We start from the raw sequence: 18,098 nt of genomic DNA, 5'->3' as shown, positions 1-18,098 counted from the left end.
GATTTTCGATTAAGTCGGTGTTTTTTGAACCTCAGACAGCGAGGCCGTTAAAAACGGCTGCTTACTTCAGACCTTCCCTAGTGATCGCTCACGAGAAACGACTATCACCGGAATGGGCCAGCCAAGATGTCAAAATATAGCCGTGACTCACCGCGGACGTTTTTTGCAAACATGGAAGCCCAAGCAGGATCAATTTTATTTAGTCAGGAGGCCCAATGGGACTGGTTAAATCTATGTTCTATGAGGACCAGCAGCGAGGATGGTCTGAGATTGATGACATGTATGTGTGCGCAGATTGCATATACGAGTCTTTCTTACAAACCATCATTCTCGATAACCTCTGCTCAACCACTTGTTGCTACTGCTCCGCGTCAGATGTGAGTCCTATCGCCGCTCCAGTTAGGATTCTTCAGGAAAGCCTGTACGGCGCTGTGCACACCTATTTTGCAGAACCGACTGGGGCCGGCGTTCCTTACGATGGCGGCTTTATCATCGAACCAAAATACATTGATGAAGTGTTGGGTGACCTTGGCTTCGATTGTGATATCGGACTGTGGGATGACTTGGTAAACGCCGATGCCGGAAACGGATACGTCAACGCTTGCAATGGTCATTGGGCAACGAGTCATGAAAATGAAAGGCTCAGCGATTCATGGTCATATTTCGAAGATACGGTGAAGCACCGGACGAGATTTAATTTTGCCAGTCTAGATGGCGATGAGTACATGGGCTCGCAGGACATACCACCTCGTTACATGTTGGAGACTCTTGGCGACCTGCTGCAGCCAGTTGTCACCACACTGGCCGTACACACCAGTGTCTATCGGGTTAGAAGTCGCACAGTCAGAAAAACGTGGAAACCGGATGCCCAACAAATGGGCGCACCTAATCCAGAAATTGCGACAGCTGGGCGCATGAATCCTGCGGGTATTCCGTACCTCTATACTGCATTCGACTTCAACACTGCGGTCCACGAGGCCCGCGCTGAAACTCGTACAACGAGTACCGTTTTCGTCGGTCGATTTGAGACCACTCAACCACTAGTCTTGGTGGATTTTACAGCATCATTCGACATGCCTTCCCTGTTCGACCTGAATCGCCAGCGTGAGCGAGAAAATATTCTATTCTTTTATCGCTTCGTTGAACAAATATCTCAGCCTGTTCGACCTGACGACAGAGTGCACTTATCCTACATTCCAACTCAGGTTGTCTGCGAGTACTTGGCCCAAGTATTTCAAACAAACGAAGGCAAACAACTTGATGGCATTATTTTTCCGAGTTCACTCTTTAAGGGGGGCAAGAATTTAGTGGTTTTTCCTTCGAAAGAAAGGGGAAGACTCGAATTCAGGGGCGTGAACTTCAAGGAAGTTTTTAGATACCAGCGACCACGCAGACAGCATCCTACAGGGCCATTCGATCAACCCGCAGGGAAATTGTTGCCGATGGAGTAGCACCAAAAAAAGGAGACGGATTTATTTTCGGGAGTGATAAATCCGGCCCCTTTTTCTCTTGCTCTAAGTTTGGCCGCCTAACTCATTTTTTGACCGGCGTCTTTTCGATGTAATGGGCGATATCTGGCAAAAAAGTATCAGTCAATCGTTTTTGCCCCGCAAAGACTGCCCAACCCCAGAGAGCAATCAGAATCGCTGCGACGAAGAGGAACCCAATGCCATTAGCTTCTTTGGCATCGTCGCCCGAAGATTTGTCTTTGAGGTCTGGCTGTATAGAATGATAAATATCTTTAAAGACAGCAGCTCCGCAAACCGTTAAATAAACAACCATGGAAGCATAAAAAACGTTGTCATGCGCAGCATAAAATAATTGATAACTTCTAGCCCGAGGTGGCGCGAGATACACTAAGAACAAAGTTGAAAAATTGGTTACCGCCGCGATCAAGACGGAAAGAAGTATTGACGCGACCTCATGCTTTTTCGCGACAAACCTCACAACTCCTGCACCTAGGAACGACGAAAATAGAAAAAACGACATCACCATCAGTATGTTTCTTATTTCAACGGCCCCAACCGAATCAACAGCACCGCTCAAGGCCGGCGACAATATTGGGGACTGGGAATTAGGTTGTATCCCTGCGAAGAAAAACGCGAGACAACCACCGATGGCTCCAACCAGAATCGACAGAGTAGCAATCGGAGCACGTTTGATTTCATCGGCAACATAAACTCCAATATTTTTGGTTAATCCAACGCTAGTCGATTTTGTTTTTTCCCCGTTATTCATCATTGCCCCTTTGAACATACCCATTGAGCTAAATTTTTACATGATGTCAGGAATAGCACATAGCCGCGATATTTCCACGCACCGACCACACATAAGGTAGAGCCGCAGGCTGGTCACAAACCAGGACAAAAGTGGACGGATTTATTTCCACGTAGCCTTTTGAAAAAATTAATCCACTTTTTCCAATATGCCGATCTCAGGGTCGTGCTGATGCGGCTACCGACGCAACGGGCGAGTGAAGTTGGCCAGTTGCTGCCGCATCAGTGGGTGCCTGCCTGATCTGCGCAAGGCATGTTACCCAACCGCCTACCTTATTTTTTCTTTTCGAAGGCTTTGAAGTCGCCGCGAAGAGCGGCCCAGTTTTCATTTATCCATTTGAGCACGGTGCCACGTCCCGGGGACGTCGACTTCAAGTGCTCCTTGAGCATCCACTCGATTCGGAGTCGTGCCTCCACTTTTAGATCTCCTCCATCTCCGTATAAAAACTCAGTTTTATCTGTAGACATACCAAGCTTGTTCAGAAAGAGGATCATTTCATAACCCTCATTGCGACTAAGGTGGCGTGCGTCTTCATGGATCAGCTTTGGGTTATCGCCATTGCTGGCTTTCCATTCGTACTCGTATTGCAGGTCGTCACTGGTCAACTCAGGCATGATCAATTGCTCGTTCTCTTACCCAGAATTAGGGCAGTAGATAACTGGTGGCAGTATGATGGCTTTACAAGCTAGGGAGTCAAATAAATCATAGCAAATGAGAAGGACTCGCAAACGCCTAGAATGTTCGCGACGAGGTATCTTATCTTCCGCAATCAGATCGATCGCCAACGGTACGGCAACAGTTCTCCGATCTCACTCGCCCGCTACGTGCATCGAGCGTTGGATTGAAACGGGTGTAATCCTACGTCAGGACTAGACACAATCTGTCCGGCATAACGCGTTTCCCAGCAAATCGGACCTATGAAAACTCAGTACAACCGGAAGCGCTTGAATTAGACATATGTCACTGAGAGCGCTAGCTGCACCGAGCCTGATCTCTCACTCACTGATGGACGCTAGGCGCAGCCGTGTCTGCTTAAACACTGCTTTCAACACATAAGGAGATGATTTTGCCGTCTAAATTGAAGTTTGTGGTCCGCGCTCGACGAGAGCCTGTCGCACCATCACTCCTCCCGGTGTTCGTTCTTAGGACGGACAACTGGGACGACTATGGGCATCAAGTGCAATTCCATCTCAGCTATCACGATGCTAAGAGCAAAATCACCCACTTGGGCCCAGTCAAAATCCTGCAGAAAAAAAGTAATGATGGTGAGCCAGTTTTATTGGCCAGCGCGACCCATTTGGAGGCCTCATTTTCCAAATTGGGCGCGGAGTACATCTCCCTTGGTCAGGAGGACGACTACTACAAAAATCTTCGTATTCTGCTTGGCGATCAGTCCCGCCACGTCCTAGTTGCACTCCGCGATATTGCATGGCGGCCTGCGTTTGCGACCGACTTCGAGCCAACCAGTGCTTTCCGTAACGCAATGATGCGTGAGAACGGCGCGCACCGAGCGCGTCGATTCGGCCGCGCATGGGCCGCTGGTGAAACGGTGAACGAAGAACCTGCTTTCACTTATATCGGTTCGATTGAGGGCGCTGATGCTAATGTGGAGGCATCCTTTGCGTTCAAAAGCAAGGATCCCGTACCAGGTCGTATCGTGGGCATCATCGGTCGCAATGCTGTTGGCAAGACGCGCTTTATGGCTAGCCTGGGTGCCGACCTCGCCCAGATATCGCGCACTTCGGCGGAGACGCTAACTGAGCGCGAGGAGCGGTTCCCCGATGGTCGACCGTTGTTCACTCGTATCATCGCCATTTCATACAGTGCTTTCGATCGCTTCAAACGCCCACGGCCGGACAGCTCCAGCAGCTACGTCTACTGCGGAATACGCAGCGACACGGGAGGGTTGTCTCGTGCTTATCTGAATGAAACCTACCTACGGAATCAGGAGCGTATACGTGAACGAGGGTTGCAAGACGATTGGATAGAGTACGCGCAAACCATTCTAGGAGATCTTAGCGAACAGCTGATGTATAACTTGAAGGCAGAAATTGATAGTCCCACCACCAACGACCAGGCCCTGTCGCTCCTAAGTTCCGGTCAATCGATCCTCGCCCATTTCGTCACGGCGTTGCTTGCCTGGATTCAGCCGAATTCGCTGGTTCTGTTTGATGAACCGGAAACCCATCTTCACCCTAATGCCGTAGCCAGCCTGTTCTTAGTTTTGTCGGAGATCCTAAGCAGGTTCGATTCATATGCGGTTGTGGCAACACACTCACCGGTCGTGATACAGGAAATTCCAGCAAAGCGCGTTTTGGTATTCGAACGGAATCAGAATCTGACAGTAGCCCACCCTTTACTTCTCGAAAGCTTCGGCGAAAGTGTTACTGAGCTAACTAGACATGTGTTTGAGACCATCGAGGTGGAGAGTGTGTATCGCCGAACCCTTAAGCGCCTTGCAAAAAACGAATCTGCCGAGGATGTGCTAGCTCGTTTCGACCAAGGTCTAAGCCTCAGCGCAGAGGCCTACCTTCTGGCGCAGTACGGTAAAAAGGAGGGGAAGAACAAGTGAGAAACCTCATTGCTTTGCCCGATGATCCGACTTACTTAGATAGGTTTGTAGCAATTCGAGACAAGAAACATAAAGTCATGAGGGCAAATCTCACAGCCGCCCATGCGTTGATTGAGGAGAGATATCTCGCCTACGCGGAAGCCATCGACAAGAGCTCTTTAGCCGGCCTGAAGAGCCATGCCCCAGCGCTCCTTATAGGCGAAACTCTGCGTGCTTGCTATGACGGGGCAACGCAACCTTTAAAACAGCTCAAGCAGGCAATTAAGGATGCGCAACCTAAGCGGCTATTAAAGTATTGCCCTATGTGTGGAACAACACTTCCCAGCACGTTCGACCATTACATGCCAGCAGTGAAATTTCCGGAGTTTGCGGTACATCCGTTGAACTTGGTTCCATGCTGCGCGAAGTGCAACTCCACGAAAGATGCTGATTGGCTGTCCGGCGCGGGAAAACGCCAGTTTTTGCATTCCTATACTGACCCGGTTCCAGATCTGCAGTTTGTCGTGGTTACGTTTCACGAAATCGCGGGGTTCAAAGGTGTCGGAGCGACTTTTTCGCTCACTAGGCCTATCGGCCTCACCGATGAATTGTGGGACCTCATCGGTAGCCACTTTCAACGTCTCAAACTAATTGATCGATACGACGAGCTTGGAAATGACGAAGTAGCAGAGATACTCAAAGATTGTCGCATTCATCTCGACTCTGGAGGGCAGGACTTGCGGGTATTCCTGAGCGGGCGGGCGAAAGATCGGCGCGATGTTTATGGTCGGAATCATTGGATCGCTGTCCTTATGGAATCCATGGCCAAGCACGTTAACCTCGAAAACTGGGTCCAAGTAGCATAATCGTTAAAAAGTGTGAAAAGGGGACCGATTTATTTTTCCGTCCCCTTTTTACAAAATAAACCAGCCCCCTTATTTGTTTTATTGCATTCACAAAAAAAATAGATGGATATTATATGCATGAATTACGAGTGACGAACTGGTTTCGACCTATACTTTCAGTTCAGAATATTGTTTTATTTATCGCAGGGTGCTTTGTTGTCGCGCTTTTCGATCTAAACAAAGGAGAGTTGGCCAGTTGGGTCCAAGCAATCGGATCCATAGCCGCAATAGTCTTTGCGGCATATTTACCGATATGGCATGGACAGGTAGCATTGAAGAGACGACAAAACTCTCTAGCTGAAATAATGCGTGTCATTTCAGATGATGCAACAGAGTCTCTTTGCCTACTTTCTAGCAACTTTCTCTGTCCTGAGCGCGAGCGAAGCCAGATGGCGAAGTATGAAATATTTCATAGAGGCAGAGACTGGACTGCATTATCTGAACAATTAGCACAAATACCAGTTTCTGAGTTATCACCCAATTCAGCACGCGACCTGAGCCACTTAAAAGATGCAGTAAGCTTTGGGTTTTTTGTTGCTTCTAAAATACCAGAATGGATAAAAGATGGAGGCCATTCACGACCAGATATTGTAAGAGTGTTACGTGCAAAACGCGATCTAGTTGGGTTAATCAGATCCAAACTACCTGTTCCGCACGGAGTGACTTCTCCCGCAGTAACGCATGCTCAATTGACGTGTCAGGTTTCAGAAATGCGCAGGCCTCCGCTAGAGCCTTTGGTGTTTGAGGACGCAGAAATCTACCGAAGATATGTGTGGAAGCAGGAGTTATTTGCCATCCCAGATTATGTATATGTGCAAGGAATATATACATATTTAGAAGGCTTCGGCCCCAGCATCATAGAAAACGACGGAACCTGGAGCAGCTTTCTCGAAATAGATGAATTTGTAAAGGCCATGTGCCGTAAGCTTCACGAAGAGTACATGGAAGCTGAATTTATTCGTATGGGTTATCTCTAGCCTCAGTCTCATATGAATGCGAAGTTACTTCCCCTCTGTGAAGACGGAACTATCCCGTCGCCACAGAGGGCTTTTCTTTACTCCTTCACCTCAACCTTATCCAACGCCTGATTCACCGCCAATTCCCCCAACATCACCACCTGCGTAATCCCTAGCAGCGTCTTGCGGTGCGAGTTATCCAACAACGCCGCAAAATTGCTGAGCATAGTAGTCGCCGAGCCCAGTGATTCGCTGGCGTTGGCCAGCAGGGATTCGGTGTCGTATGCCGGGTTGGCGAGGAACATGGGTTCGGGTTCGTGGGTGCTGGCCATGATGTTGGCACCTGGATTGAGGTAGTGGTCGAGGGCGCGTTCGGCGGCTTCGTGGAGTTTTTTGGAATCGAGGGATTCGTAGGGGGATGCCGGATTGGTGTCCGGTGGGTTGGGAGTTGGTTTGATCATGAATAAAACTCCTGATACGAGTTTATTTAAAAGAGAGCCGTCACCCTCGCTACCAACGACAGGTGGCGGCCATACGCGGGTTGGTAGACCGGTCGTATCAGTTCCCGGCGCCCTCGAAAGGACCCCGCGCATGGCCACCATAAAAGGTGATGCTATGCGCCGTGATACGAAACCGGGCTACCAAACCCGATCACTGTTTTTCAGTGACCGGGAAACGATATAGCCCGCCCCACAGGCGCACAAGCCGGCGGATTCTGGCGTACGCGTAGGCAACGACGCAAGGCCTTGTAGCCGTTGGGACGTAACACTGAGTGTCTTTAAACGTGGGGGCTCAAACATGTTTAAAACAGTGAATATCGAAGTGGGAATCCATGGCTGAGATTGATGGCGTCTGGGATGACGCCATCGCGAGCAGGCTCGCTCCCACAGGGGGTTTGCGGTGAACTCGGGGTCTCGGGGTGGCTATGGATATGGCCGGTGCCTGGTTGGCACCGGGCTTGGGATTACCGCTGGCGCTGGTTGATGGGATTACTGGATCGGCCCGGCAGCATGCGGGTCAGGGTGTTGTCGCGGACCCAATAGTGGTGAAACAACCCCGCCGCCGCGTGCAAGCCGATCAGCCAGTAACCCGCGCTGCCGAGCAGTTCGTGCCAGTACTTGAATTGCTTGGCCAGGTCCGGGTCTACCGCGACCGGCGATGGCAGGTAGAACTCGAAATAAGGCATCGGTTTGCCACCGGCGGACAGCATCAGCCAGGCCAGCAGCGGCGTGGCGATCATTAATACGTACAAGGCCAGGTGCATCAGGTGCGAAACGCCGGTCTGCCATTTGGGCAGTGCCGGGGTGATCGGTGGCCGAGGTGTCAGGCGTCCGAGCAGTCGCACCCACACCAGGGCAAAAATGCTCAAGCCGAAGAGGCCGTGCAGCCCGAGAAACATGGCTCTCAACGGTTGGCCCTTGGGCAGCAGGCCTTTGATTTCGATGCAGGCGTACACGCCGACGAACAGTGCCAGCATCAGCCAGTGCAAGGTGATCGAGAGTTTTCCATACCGATGGGTCATTGATTCGCGGGTCATAACGGGCCTCATGAATGTCATTGCCGGCGGCCGAGTCATTCGTGCGGCCGGGGTGCGGTGTGTCAACGCACCGACGGGGCACACCCTGCCCGCGAAGTCTTAAGGCAATCTGAAGACAGCGGAAGATGATCTTTTTCTCACCTTCAGATTCCGTTAAGAAATGGCTTCGATACTTCTCCCACACTTACTCGGGAGGCGTCTTCCAATGCCTGACTTTGAATGGAATATTCCTCTACCCCTACGCTTCGGCCAGGCCGAAGCTCCGCCGATGAACCTGGCCAGGGCGTTACCGGACGACGTCGAGCGCCCGGTCTTTGAAGCCTTTATTCAGCAACGTTTTCGTAAGGCCCATGGCGCCGATATTCGTCATTTCATGCCGGAGCTGTTTGGCATGAGCGATGCCTCCGGCTCGCTGTGTGCGGTGGCCGGTGTGCGCATGGCCAATGCTGAATCGTTGTTTCTGGAACGTTATCTGGACGAGTCGATCGAGCCGCTGATCAGCGCTGCGGCGGACCGCCCGGTGGATCGTGCCGGTATCGTCGAGGTCGGCAATCTGGCCGCCAGTGACACCGGCAGTGCGCGGATGAGCATCATTGCCATCACTTACTTGCTGGCCATGGGCGGCCTGGAATGGGTGGCGTTCACCGGCAACATCGGCTTGGTCAACAGCTTTCATCGCCTGGGCTTGAAACCGGTGACGCTGTGCGCGGCCGACCCTGAGCGGCTGGGGGACGAACGCCAGCACTGGGGCAGTTATTACGAGAGCAAGCCTTGGGTGCACGTCGGCAACATCCGCGCCGGTTTTATTCATTTGCGCAACATCGGGATGTTCAATCGCCTGGGTTTGCCGACATCCCTTGAGGAATCCAGCCATGTCGCCTGAAACCGAGCGTTTCAAACAGACCTTGCGCAGCCATGCCGAGCGCAAGACCAGCGCCATCGCGTTGTGGGGTGATCATCAGAAGGTGGATTACGCCACGCTGTATGCCGAGGTGGTGTATCGCCAGCAACGGCTGCGCGATGAGCAGGTCAAGGTGATTGCGCTGGCGTTGGACAATGGCGTCGAAGCGATGCTCTGGGACTTGGCCGCGCTGTTCGAAGGCCTGACTTGCCTGACGTTGCCGCCTTTTTTCAGCCCCGCTCAGCGCGCCCATTGTCTGGAACAGAGCCAGGCCGAACGGGTGATTGCCGAACCCGCGCTGGACGACGAGTTGCAAGCGGCCGGCTACGAGAAGACCGGTGAGTTCTGGCGCCGCACGTTCAGCGGCCCGAACCGTATGCCGGAAGGGACCGCCAAACTGACCTTCACCTCGGGCACCACGGGCACGCCCAAAGGCGTGTGCCTCAGCGCCGAGAGCCTGTTGACGGTCGCTCGCGAACTGAATCAGGCGAGCAAACCCGCCGATCCGCAGCATCATCTGGCGTTGTTACCCCTGGCGATTTTGCTGGAAAACCTCGGTTGCTACGCCGCGCTGTATGCCGGGGCCACGTTGAGTTTGCCCAGTCAGAAAACCCTGGGGATTCAGGGCGCCAGCGGTGTTGATGTGCCGCGGCTGCTCGGTTGCCTGGCCACCCGGGCGCCCGAGAGCCTGATCCTGGTGCCGCAGTTGTTGCAGATGTTGGTCAGTGCCGCCGAGCAGAAAGCCTTCAGTCCCTATTCGTTGCGGTTTGCGGCGGTGGGGGGCGCGCGGGTGGCCGAGGAGTTGCTGCACCGCGCGCAACGCATCGGCATCCCTGTTTACGAAGGTTACGGCCTGTCGGAGTGCGCCTCGGTGGTGTGCCTCAATCGCCCCGAAGCGCGCCGTCTCGGCAGTGTCGGCCGGCCCCTGCCCCACGTCACGATTCGCCTGGCCGAGGACGGCGAGGTGCTGGTCAAGGGTTCGACCCTGCTCGGTTATCTGGGAGAGGCGCCGCACACCGATGAATGGTGGCCGACCGGCGATCTCGGCGAGTTTGACCCGGACGGTTTTCTCTACCTCAAGGGTCGCAAGAAGCATCAATTCGTCACCAGCTTTGGGCGCAACGTCAACCCGGAATGGGTCGAGGCTGAATTGACCCAGCGCCGCCATATCGCCCAGGCCTTCGTCTACGGCGAAGCCATGCCGCACAACCATGCGCTGCTCTGGCCCCATCGCCCGGACTGCACCGACGCCGAACTGGCTGCCGCCGTCGCCGAGGCCAACGAGGCCTTGCCCGGTTATGCGCAGGTCCATCAGTGGACCCGTCTCGATCAACCTTTCACCCCCGCCAATGGCCTGCTTACCGCCAATGGCCGCCCGCGCCGTGACGCCATCATCGAGCGTTACCGGGCGCAACTGACTGAATCTGTACTTTCCGAGGAATCCGCATCATGAGTTTTTTCGACACGCTGCAAGAAGCCACGCAACACGAACGTCATGAACTGTTCAACCTGCCGGTCATCCGCGATGCCCTTGAGGGCAAGGTCAGCCTGGAAAGCTACCGGGCCTTCCTGGCGCAAGCCTATTACCACGTGCGCCACACCGTGCCGTTGATGATGGCGTGCGGGGCGAAATTGCCGTCGCGCCTGGAATGGCTGCGCAAAGCGGTGTGCGAGTACATCGAGGATGAATACGGTCACGAACAGTGGGTGCTGGACGATATCGAAGCCTGCGGCGGCGACCGCATTGCCGTGCGCGACGGTCGTCCGAGCCTGCCGATTGAATTGATGGTGAGCTACCTCTACGACCTGATTGCCCGCGACAACCCGGTCGGCCTGTTCGGCATGGTCAACGTGCTGGAAGGCACCAGCATTGCCTTGGCTACCCACGCCGCCGGCAGCATCCGCGAGCGCCTGGCGTTGCCGGAAAGCGCCTTCAGTTACCTCAGTTCCCATGGCTCTTTGGACATCGAACACATGCAGACCTATCGTCGGTTGATGAATACCCTCGAAGATCCGGACGACCAGGCTGCGGTGATTCACGCCTCCAAAGTGGTGTACAAACTTTACACCGATATGTTCCGCGGCTTGCCGCGTGACGGGGAGGCCCTGCATGAAGTTGCATGATGCCCGCGTGGTGCTGACCGGCGCCAGCGGCGGTATCGGCCTGGCGATCGCCACCGCGTTGTGCGCCAGCGGCGCCCGGGTGCTGGCGGTGGCTCGGCACCAGGAACCGCTGCGGCCTTTGCTTGAACGCTATCCGCAAAACCTGTACTGGGTCGGCGCGGACCTGACCGTGCTGTCCGACCGACGCAAGGTGCTGACCGCAGCCGAATCGATTGGCGGGATCAACCTGCTGATCAACGCCGCCGGGATCAATCACTTCGCCATGCTTGAGCAGCTGGAGGACAGCGATATCCACGCCATGATGGCCCTTAACATCAGCGCGCCGATTTGCCTGACCAAAACCCTGCTGCCGCTGCTCAAACAAGCCGAGAGCGCGATGGTGGTGAACGTCGGCTCGACTTACGGCTCCATCGGTTACCCCGGTTACGCCAGTTATTGCGCCACCAAGTTTGCCTTGCGCGGGTTTTCCGAGGCCCTGCGCCGGGAGTTGGCGGACACCCGGGTCAGCGTGCTCTACGTCGCCCCGCGCGCTACCCGCACCAGCATGAACAGCCCGGCGGCGCAGGCGTTGAACGATGCGCTCAAGGCCAACGTCGACGATCCGCAAACCGTTGCCGCCGCGGTGATGCATGCGATTGCCGGTGACCGGCGCGACTTGTACCTCGGCTGGCCGGAGCGCTTTTTTGTGCGCCTCAACAGCCTGCTGCCCAATCTGGTGGACCGTGGCTTGCGCAAGCAATTGCCGCTGATCCGTCGCCTGAGTCAGAAGCCCGACAACGAGACCCTCAAACCATGAAGAAAATCATCGCTTGCCTGCTGCTGGGAGCCCTGAGCCAGAGCGTCTGGGCACTGGAACCCGCCGATCAGCAACGCCTCCAGGGCATCCAGCAAAGCTGGGCGCACATTCAATACGAAGTCCCGGAAGCGCAACGCACGGCTGCATTCGAGAAACTGGCAGGCCAGGCATCCGCGTTCACCCAGGAACGTCAATCGGTGGCGGAAGCCTGGATCTGGTCCGGCATCGTCAACAGCAGCTGGGCCGGTGCCCAAGGTGGCCTCGGTGCGCTGAGCAAGGTGAAGGCCGCGAAAGCCGATTTGGAGAAAGCCATGACGCTGGACCCCAAAGCTCTGCAAGGCTCGGCCTATACCAGCCTCGGCGCGTTGTATGATCGCGTCCCCGGCTGGCCCATCGGTTTCGGTGACTCGGACAAGGCCGAACAGTTACTCAAACAGGCCTTGCAACTGAACCCGGAGGGCATCGATAGTCTGTACTTCTGGGGCGATCACCTCTACCGTCAAAAGCGTTACAGCGAAGCCCGCAGCGCGTTGCAAAAAGCCCTGCAGGCCGCCCCGAGACCAGGCCGTGAACTCGCCGACGCCGGGCGACGCAAAGAGATCGAAACGTTGCTGGTGGACGTGAACAAGAAACTCAACTGACAGGAGTCCGTGTGCGCTTATTACTGATTGAGGACGACGTGGCCCTCGGCGAGGGCATCCATCAAGCCCTGGGCCGCGAAGGTTATACCGTCGATTGGCTAAAGGACGGCACCAGCGCCTTGCACGCGCTGCTCAGTGAAACCTTTGACCTGGCGGTGCTCGACCTCGGTCTGCCGCGCATGGACGGGCTGGAAGTGCTGCGCCGCTTGCGGGACAGCGGCTCCAACCTGCCGGTGCTGATCCTCACCGCCCGGGATGCGACCGAAGACCGCATTGCCGGGCTGGACGCCGGGGCCGACGATTACCTGGTCAAACCCTTTGATCTGGCGGAACTCAAGGCTCGCCTCCGGGCCTTGTTGCGGCGCAGTGCCGGCCGCGCCCAGGTGCTGATCGAACACGCCGGCATCAGCCTGAACCCCGGCACCCAGCAAGTCAGTTACCTGGGCGAGCCGGTGGCTCTGACGCCCAAGGAATATCAGCTGCTCCACGAATTGCTCTCACCGCCAGGCCGGGTCATGACCCGCGATCATCTGATGCAGTTGCTGTATGGCTGGAATGAAGAAGCCGAAAGCAACACCCTGGAAGTGCACATCCATCACCTGCGCAAAAAATTCTCCACCGACCTGATCCGCACCATTCGCGGTGTCGGTTACCTGGTGGAGGAGCGCCGATGACGTCGATCCGGCGCCGCACGCTCACGCTGATCATTGGCCTGATGCTGGTAGGGCTGGCGGTGATCAGCCTGTTGAACCTGCACGACAGCAATCACGAAATCGCCGAAGTCTACGATGCCCAACTCGCGCAAAACGCCCGGCTGTTGCAGGGGGTGATGCGCATGCCGATGGCGAGCAAGGAACACGCCGATCTGTATCAGGCCTTCAACAAGGCGCTGGGCGAGGCCGAGCCGAGGGTCGATGGCCATCCCTATGAAACCAAGATGGCTTTTCAGGTCTGGACCCTCAACGGCGAAGTGCTGGTGCACACGGCCAGTGCGCCCTCCTTCAGCGCGCCACCGTCGACACCCGGCTTCAGCGACGTCGTGGACCTCAACAACCGCCATTGGCGTGCGTTCCTGTTGGTAGACAAACAGAACGGTCTGAGAATCTGGGTGGGCGAACGGGACGACGTGCGTTCGGACCTGGTGGACCGGATCGTGCGCCATACCTTGGGGCCCAATGTGCTGGGCAGCCTGATTCTGGCGGCGATGATCTGGTTGGCCATCGGCTGGGGCCTCAAGCCGCTGGAAGACATGGCGGCGACCTTGCGCGCGCGGCACAGCGGTTCGCTGGAGCCTCTGCAACTGACGCCGTTGCCCAGTGAACTGGAGCCGATGCAAGCGGCGCTCAACCGCATGCTCGCGCAGATTCAGGAAGTGATGGGCCGCGAGCGGCGCTTCATCGCCGATGCCGCCCACGAAATGCGCACACCGCTGGCCGTGCTGCGTGTGCATGCGCAAAACCTGCTGGAAGCCGGCACGGAACAGGAGCGCCGTGAATCCCTGGAATTCCTGATCGCCGGCGTCGACCGCACCAGCCGCCTGGTCAATCAATTGCTGACCATGGCCCGCCTCGAACCCAAAGCCATCGCACCTGTACAGCAACGCATCGACCTGGCCGCCACCGTGCGCGACAGCCTCGTGCAGCTCACGCCGTGGTTGCTGAGCAAGAACCTTGAGCTGGCCTTCGACGTCACCGATCGCCCCTTTGAAGTGGTGGCCGACGCCGCCGCCATCGACATCGCCTTGAACAACCTGATCAGCAACGCGGCGAACTTTTCCCCGGAGCATGGGGTCATCACGGTGCAACTCAGTCAGGCGGACGGCTTCTATTCGCTGAGCGTCGAGGACCAGGGGCCCGGCATCGACGAGGCGGATCGCGGGCGGTTGTTCGAACGCTTCTACAGCCGTGGCAATGCCCATGGCGCGGGTTTGGGCCTGACCATCGTCAACACCATCGCCACCCGGCTGGGCGGCCGCATCACCCTGGCCAATCGCCCGGAAGGTGGCTTGCGCGCCACGCTGTCGATTCCCGACAGCCAACCCCGCGACCCACTACAGCGCACCACCCGCGAGTTGCCGCCGAATGTTTGAGTGATCCCGGCAGAATGCGGTGAGCCAGCTGGCACCATCGCGAGCTGGCTCACTCCCACAGGAGGCTATGCTGACCACAACACTCGCGAACGACGCAGAACCCATGTAGGAGTGAGCCTGCTCGCGATGGCGGTGGCGATGGCACATCCAGCCCCCTCTCACCGCCATTTCACATTGCAGCCTTTTACAGCAGCCTCACTTTTTAACACCCGCCAAATAATGCGCCACCAACGCATTCGCATGCCCATGCCCTATTCCATGCTCATCCTTCAACCAAGCCACCATTTCCATATGCTTCTTGCCGCTCACCGTCCCGAGCAGGTCCAGCCAATGGTTGATGGGCTGACCGTACTTTTTCTCGATGGACGGAAAATACGACGCCGGGCCTTTCACTTTTGTCTCTTCGGTCATGCTGCAAGCTCCCTGTTTCGCGACGGAGTGTCGGAGGACGCTCCTTGTCTTCATCCCGAATTGAAGACCAGGACAGCTGCGCAGTCCAGCGGGAGCAAGCTCCCTCGCCACAGGGGATGTGTTGGTCGCTTCGTTGCTTGGCTGATCAGAGTGTTGTGATGGGCTGCCTGGCTATCCCATCAACAACCCCTGCTCCGCCTCACACAACTCCACTACGTAATCCCACATCACCCGCAATCTCACCGACTTGTGCAATTCCCGCCGCGTGCTGATCCAGTAGCTGCGCTCAATGCTCTCGTCCGGAAACAGCGGCACCAGTTCCGGATCGGCGCTGGCCATGTAGCACGGCAGCACCGCAATCCCCAATCCTGAACGTGCCGCCTGTTGCTGGGCGATGACGCTGGTGCTGTGGAACACCACCTGCGGGTTGCGGCAAAAACTGTTGAGGAACATCAGTTCCTGGCTGAACAGCAAGTCGTCGACGTAGCCGATCCACGCGTGCCGGCCGAGGTCTTCGCGGCTGTGCAGCGGCGGTGCCTTGTCGAGGTAGGCCTGGCTGGCGTAGAGCGCCAGGCGATAGTCGGTGAGTTTGCGCGTGACCAGCATGTCGGCGGCCGGGCGTTCAAGGTGGATGCTGATTTCGGCTTCGCGGTTGAGGATGCTGACGAAGCGCGGCACGGCGACCAGCTCCACTTCCAGTCCGGGGTAGCGTTCGAACAGGCCGTTCATGCGGCTGGCGAGGAACATGATGCCCAGCCCTTCGGTCACGCCAACACGAATCTTGCCCAGTGGCGCCGTGGACTGGGTGATTTCCTCTTGCGCCAGCAACGCGACGTTTTCCATGGCTTCGGCGTGCTTGAGCAGCGCTTCGCCGGCCGGGGTCATTTCGTAGCCCTGGGCATGCTGGACAAACAGCGCGGTGCCAAGGCTCTTTTCGATGGCCTCGATGTGCCGGGCGACGGTGGCGTGGGTGGTGTTCAAACGGCGGGCGGCGGTGAGCAAACGCCCGCTGCGTTGCAATTCGAGAAAAAACCGCAGGTCATTCCAGTCGAACATGAGTCGTCCTTGGGGCTACGCTGTTTGAAGCGCTGTCTGAAAACGCACAGCGGCTGCGCAAAAACTAACATTCTTTTGACGAAAGCTAACAACTAGGATGACCGACAACAAGAACAACAATACGAGGTCAGGGATGCAGACTTCCCTTGATGAATTCGACTACATCGTGGTCGGTGCCGGGCCGGCCGGTTGTTTGCTGGCCAATCGGCTGTCAGCCGACCCGCAACACCGCGTATTGCTGCTCGAAGCCGGCGGCCGCGATAACTATGCTTGGATTCACATCCCCGTGGGTTACCTGTTCTGCATCGGCAACCCGCGCACCGACTGGTGCTTCAAGACCGAAGCGCAACCCGGCCTGCAAGGTCGCGCCCTGAGTTACCCGCGCGGCAAAGTGCTGGGCGGCTGTTCCTCGATCAACGGCATGATCTACATGCGCGGCCAGGCGGGCGACTATGACGGCTGGGCCGCTGACGGCAATCCGGGCTGGCGCTGGAACGACGTGCTGCCGCTGTTCAAGAAAAGCGAAAACCATTTTGCCGGCGACTCGCAATTTCACGGCGCCAGCGGCGACTGGCGGGTCGAGCGTCAGCGGCTGTCGTGGCCGATTCTGGATGCGTTCCGCAGCGCCGCCGAGCAAAGCGGCATTGCCAGCATCGATGACTTCAACCAGGGCGACAACGAAGGCTGCGGCTATTTTCAGGTCAACCAGAAGGCCGGGATTCGCTGGAACGCGGCCAAGGCGTTTCTCAAACCGATCCGCAATCGCGCCAATCTCACCGTGCTGACCGACGTCGAAGTGGACCGTGTGCTGCTGGAAAACGGCCGGGCGTCGGCGGTCAGTACGCGTTATCAAGGTCAGGCGAAAACCTTCAAGGCGCGCAAGGAAATCGTGCTGTGCGCAGGCTCCGTCGGTTCACCGAGCATTCTGCAACGCTCCGGCATCGGCCCTCGCCCGCTCCTGGAAAAACTGGGGATCGGTGTGGCCCATGAGCTGCCGGGCGTGGGCGGCAATCTGCAGGATCACCTGCAACTGCGGCTGATCTACAAACTGGAAAACGCCCGCACCCTGAACCAGATCGCTGGCAGCGTGTGGGGCAAGATGGGCATGGGCCTGCGTTATCTGTACGACCGCAGCGGCCCGCTGTCGATGGCGCCGAGTCAGCTGGGGGCGTTTGCCCGGTCGGGACCGGAACAGACCTCGGCCAATCTCGAATACCACGTGCAACCGCTGTCGCTGGAACGCTTCGGCGAACCGCTGCACGCCTTCCCTGCTTTCACGGCGTCGGTTTGCGACCTGAGGCCACAGAGTCGCGGACGGGTGGAGATTCGTTCCGCCGATCCGCAGGAAGCGCCGTTGATTCAGCCCAACTATTTAAGCCACCCAGAGGATTTGCGGGTCGCGGCCGATGCCATTCGCCTGACCCGGCGCATCGTCGCCGCCCCGGCCCTGCGAGCGTTCAAACCGGTCGAGTACTTGCCCGGCGATAGCTTGCAGACCGAAGAGGAACTGCACGAAGCCGCCGCACGAATTGGCACGACGATTTTCCATCCGGTGGGCACCTGTCGCATGGGCAACGATGTGCAGGCCGTGGTCGATGCCGAGTTGCGCGTTCACGGGATTCCCGGACTGCGCATCGCTGATGCCTCGATCATGCCGCGCATTACCTCGGGCAATACGTGCTCGCCTACGCTGATGATTGCCGAAAAGGCTGCGCTGATGATCCTCAACCCCAGCACAAGGAACCTCAACCCGCAGAAGGAACTGCTGAGCAACCCACTGTAGGAGCGAGGCTTGCCCGCGAAGAACGATGACGTGGTGTGTCAGGCCTGACGCCTTCGCGAGCAAGCTTCGCT

General features: G+C 56.7%; 18 protein-coding genes. 12 read left to right on the top strand and 6 right to left on the bottom strand.

All coding sequences use genetic code 11. The annotated features are described in order from the left end of the window. The first annotated feature begins 215 nt into the window (after window positions 1-215). Complete coding sequence (locus AC1ROI_RS25625) at window positions 216-1,451, top strand: RES domain-containing protein (RefSeq protein ID WP_102595691.1); 1,236 nt, start codon at window positions 216-218, stop codon at window positions 1,449-1,451. A gap of 82 nt (window positions 1,452-1,533) precedes the next feature. Here the strand turns inward: AC1ROI_RS25625 and AC1ROI_RS25620 are convergent, their stop codons facing one another. Together AC1ROI_RS25620 and AC1ROI_RS25615 are read right to left on the bottom strand one after the other, a co-directional pair. Next, on the bottom strand, window positions 1,534-2,262 hold the full coding sequence (locus tag AC1ROI_RS25620) for a hypothetical protein (protein ID WP_102595690.1): 729 nt from the start codon (window positions 2,260-2,262) through the stop codon (window positions 1,534-1,536). 287 nt (window positions 2,263-2,549) lie between these two features. Further along, entirely contained in the window at window positions 2,550-2,891 is a 342-nt protein-coding gene (locus AC1ROI_RS25615) for a hypothetical protein (protein ID WP_102595689.1), read from the bottom strand. A 452-nt stretch (window positions 2,892-3,343) separates the two neighbouring features. Here AC1ROI_RS25615 and AC1ROI_RS25610 point away from each other — a divergent pair, with 452 nt between their 5' ends. The 3 genes from AC1ROI_RS25610 to AC1ROI_RS25600 all read left to right on the top strand — a co-directional run bounded on the left by AC1ROI_RS25610 (window position 3,344) and on the right by AC1ROI_RS25600 (window position 6,710). Continuing rightward, entirely contained in the window at window positions 3,344-4,849 is a 1,506-nt protein-coding gene (locus AC1ROI_RS25610) for an AAA family ATPase (protein WP_256580184.1), read from the top strand. Next, window positions 4,846-5,694 (top strand): hypothetical protein, encoded by an 849-nt coding sequence (locus AC1ROI_RS25605; RefSeq protein ID WP_102595687.1) that lies wholly within the window; start codon window positions 4,846-4,848, stop codon window positions 5,692-5,694. Before AC1ROI_RS25610 ends, AC1ROI_RS25605 begins: the two co-directional genes overlap by 4 nt. A 113-nt stretch (window positions 5,695-5,807) precedes the next feature. Continuing rightward, window positions 5,808-6,710 (top strand): hypothetical protein, encoded by a 903-nt coding sequence (locus tag AC1ROI_RS25600; RefSeq protein ID WP_146012990.1) that lies wholly within the window; start codon window positions 5,808-5,810, stop codon window positions 6,708-6,710. Between the two features lie 77 nt (window positions 6,711-6,787). On the opposite strand, the gene AC1ROI_RS25595 is transcribed toward AC1ROI_RS25600, so the two are convergent. Both AC1ROI_RS25595 and AC1ROI_RS25590 read right to left on the bottom strand, forming a co-directional pair. Next, window positions 6,788-7,150, bottom strand: coding sequence for a DUF6124 family protein (locus tag AC1ROI_RS25595; protein ID WP_010459606.1), 363 nt, complete (start codon window positions 7,148-7,150; stop codon window positions 6,788-6,790). Window positions 7,151-7,653: 503 nt separating this feature from the next. Continuing rightward, window positions 7,654-8,226 (bottom strand): cytochrome b, encoded by a 573-nt coding sequence (locus AC1ROI_RS25590; protein ID WP_102595685.1) that lies wholly within the window; start codon window positions 8,224-8,226, stop codon window positions 7,654-7,656. 205 nt (window positions 8,227-8,431) lie between these two features. Here AC1ROI_RS25590 and AC1ROI_RS25585 point away from each other — a divergent pair, with 205 nt between their 5' ends. Genes AC1ROI_RS25585 through AC1ROI_RS25555 form a run of 7 tightly spaced genes read left to right on the top strand, consistent with a single transcriptional unit; the run spans window position 8,432 to window position 14,777 of the window. Continuing rightward, a complete protein-coding gene (locus AC1ROI_RS25585) occupies window positions 8,432-9,109 on the top strand; it encodes a thermostable hemolysin (RefSeq protein ID WP_042932122.1) in 678 nt (225 codons plus the stop codon). Further along, the gene (locus AC1ROI_RS25580) at window positions 9,099-10,580 is read left to right on the top strand and encodes an AMP-binding protein (RefSeq protein WP_102595684.1); all 1,482 of its coding nucleotides are present in this window, start codon (window positions 9,099-9,101) and stop codon (window positions 10,578-10,580) included. Before AC1ROI_RS25585 ends, AC1ROI_RS25580 begins: the two co-directional genes overlap by 11 nt. Then, window positions 10,577-11,251 (top strand): iron-containing redox enzyme family protein, encoded by a 675-nt coding sequence (locus AC1ROI_RS25575; protein ID WP_102595683.1) that lies wholly within the window; start codon window positions 10,577-10,579, stop codon window positions 11,249-11,251. Before AC1ROI_RS25580 ends, AC1ROI_RS25575 begins: the two co-directional genes overlap by 4 nt. Continuing rightward, window positions 11,238-12,047: an SDR family oxidoreductase gene (locus AC1ROI_RS25570; RefSeq protein WP_102595682.1), complete on the top strand. Its 810-nt coding sequence runs from the start codon at window positions 11,238-11,240 to the stop codon at window positions 12,045-12,047. The genes AC1ROI_RS25575 and AC1ROI_RS25570 overlap by 14 nt, the downstream gene beginning before the upstream one ends. Then, a complete protein-coding gene (locus tag AC1ROI_RS25565) occupies window positions 12,044-12,688 on the top strand; it encodes a tetratricopeptide repeat protein (protein ID WP_077750500.1) in 645 nt (214 codons plus the stop codon). Before AC1ROI_RS25570 ends, AC1ROI_RS25565 begins: the two co-directional genes overlap by 4 nt. An 11-nt stretch (window positions 12,689-12,699) precedes the next feature. After that, on the top strand, window positions 12,700-13,362 hold the full coding sequence (locus AC1ROI_RS25560) for a response regulator (protein ID WP_010459585.1): 663 nt from the start codon (window positions 12,700-12,702) through the stop codon (window positions 13,360-13,362). Next, window positions 13,359-14,777: an ATP-binding protein gene (locus tag AC1ROI_RS25555; protein ID WP_010459583.1), complete on the top strand. Its 1,419-nt coding sequence runs from the start codon at window positions 13,359-13,361 to the stop codon at window positions 14,775-14,777. The genes AC1ROI_RS25560 and AC1ROI_RS25555 overlap by 4 nt, the downstream gene beginning before the upstream one ends. Window positions 14,778-14,972: 195 nt before the next feature. On the opposite strand, the gene AC1ROI_RS25550 is transcribed toward AC1ROI_RS25555, so the two are convergent. Next, complete coding sequence (locus AC1ROI_RS25550; RefSeq protein ID WP_102595681.1) at window positions 14,973-15,188, bottom strand: DUF4287 domain-containing protein; 216 nt, start codon at window positions 15,186-15,188, stop codon at window positions 14,973-14,975. Between the two features lie 171 nt (window positions 15,189-15,359). Continuing rightward, complete coding sequence (locus tag AC1ROI_RS25545; RefSeq protein WP_010459579.1) at window positions 15,360-16,244, bottom strand: LysR family transcriptional regulator; 885 nt, start codon at window positions 16,242-16,244, stop codon at window positions 15,360-15,362. A 133-nt stretch (window positions 16,245-16,377) separates the two neighbouring features. On the opposite strand from AC1ROI_RS25545, the gene AC1ROI_RS25540 reads away from it, so the two are divergent. Next, window positions 16,378-18,027: a GMC family oxidoreductase gene (locus AC1ROI_RS25540; protein WP_083376965.1), complete on the top strand. Its 1,650-nt coding sequence runs from the start codon at window positions 16,378-16,380 to the stop codon at window positions 18,025-18,027. The last annotated feature ends 71 nt before the right edge of the window (window positions 18,028-18,098 follow it).

This window comes from Pseudomonas sp. GW823-FHT02C02 (assembly GCF_058797635.1).
Note: the sequence above shows the minus strand (reverse complement) of the source record. Positions and strands in the feature narration are given on the sequence as shown.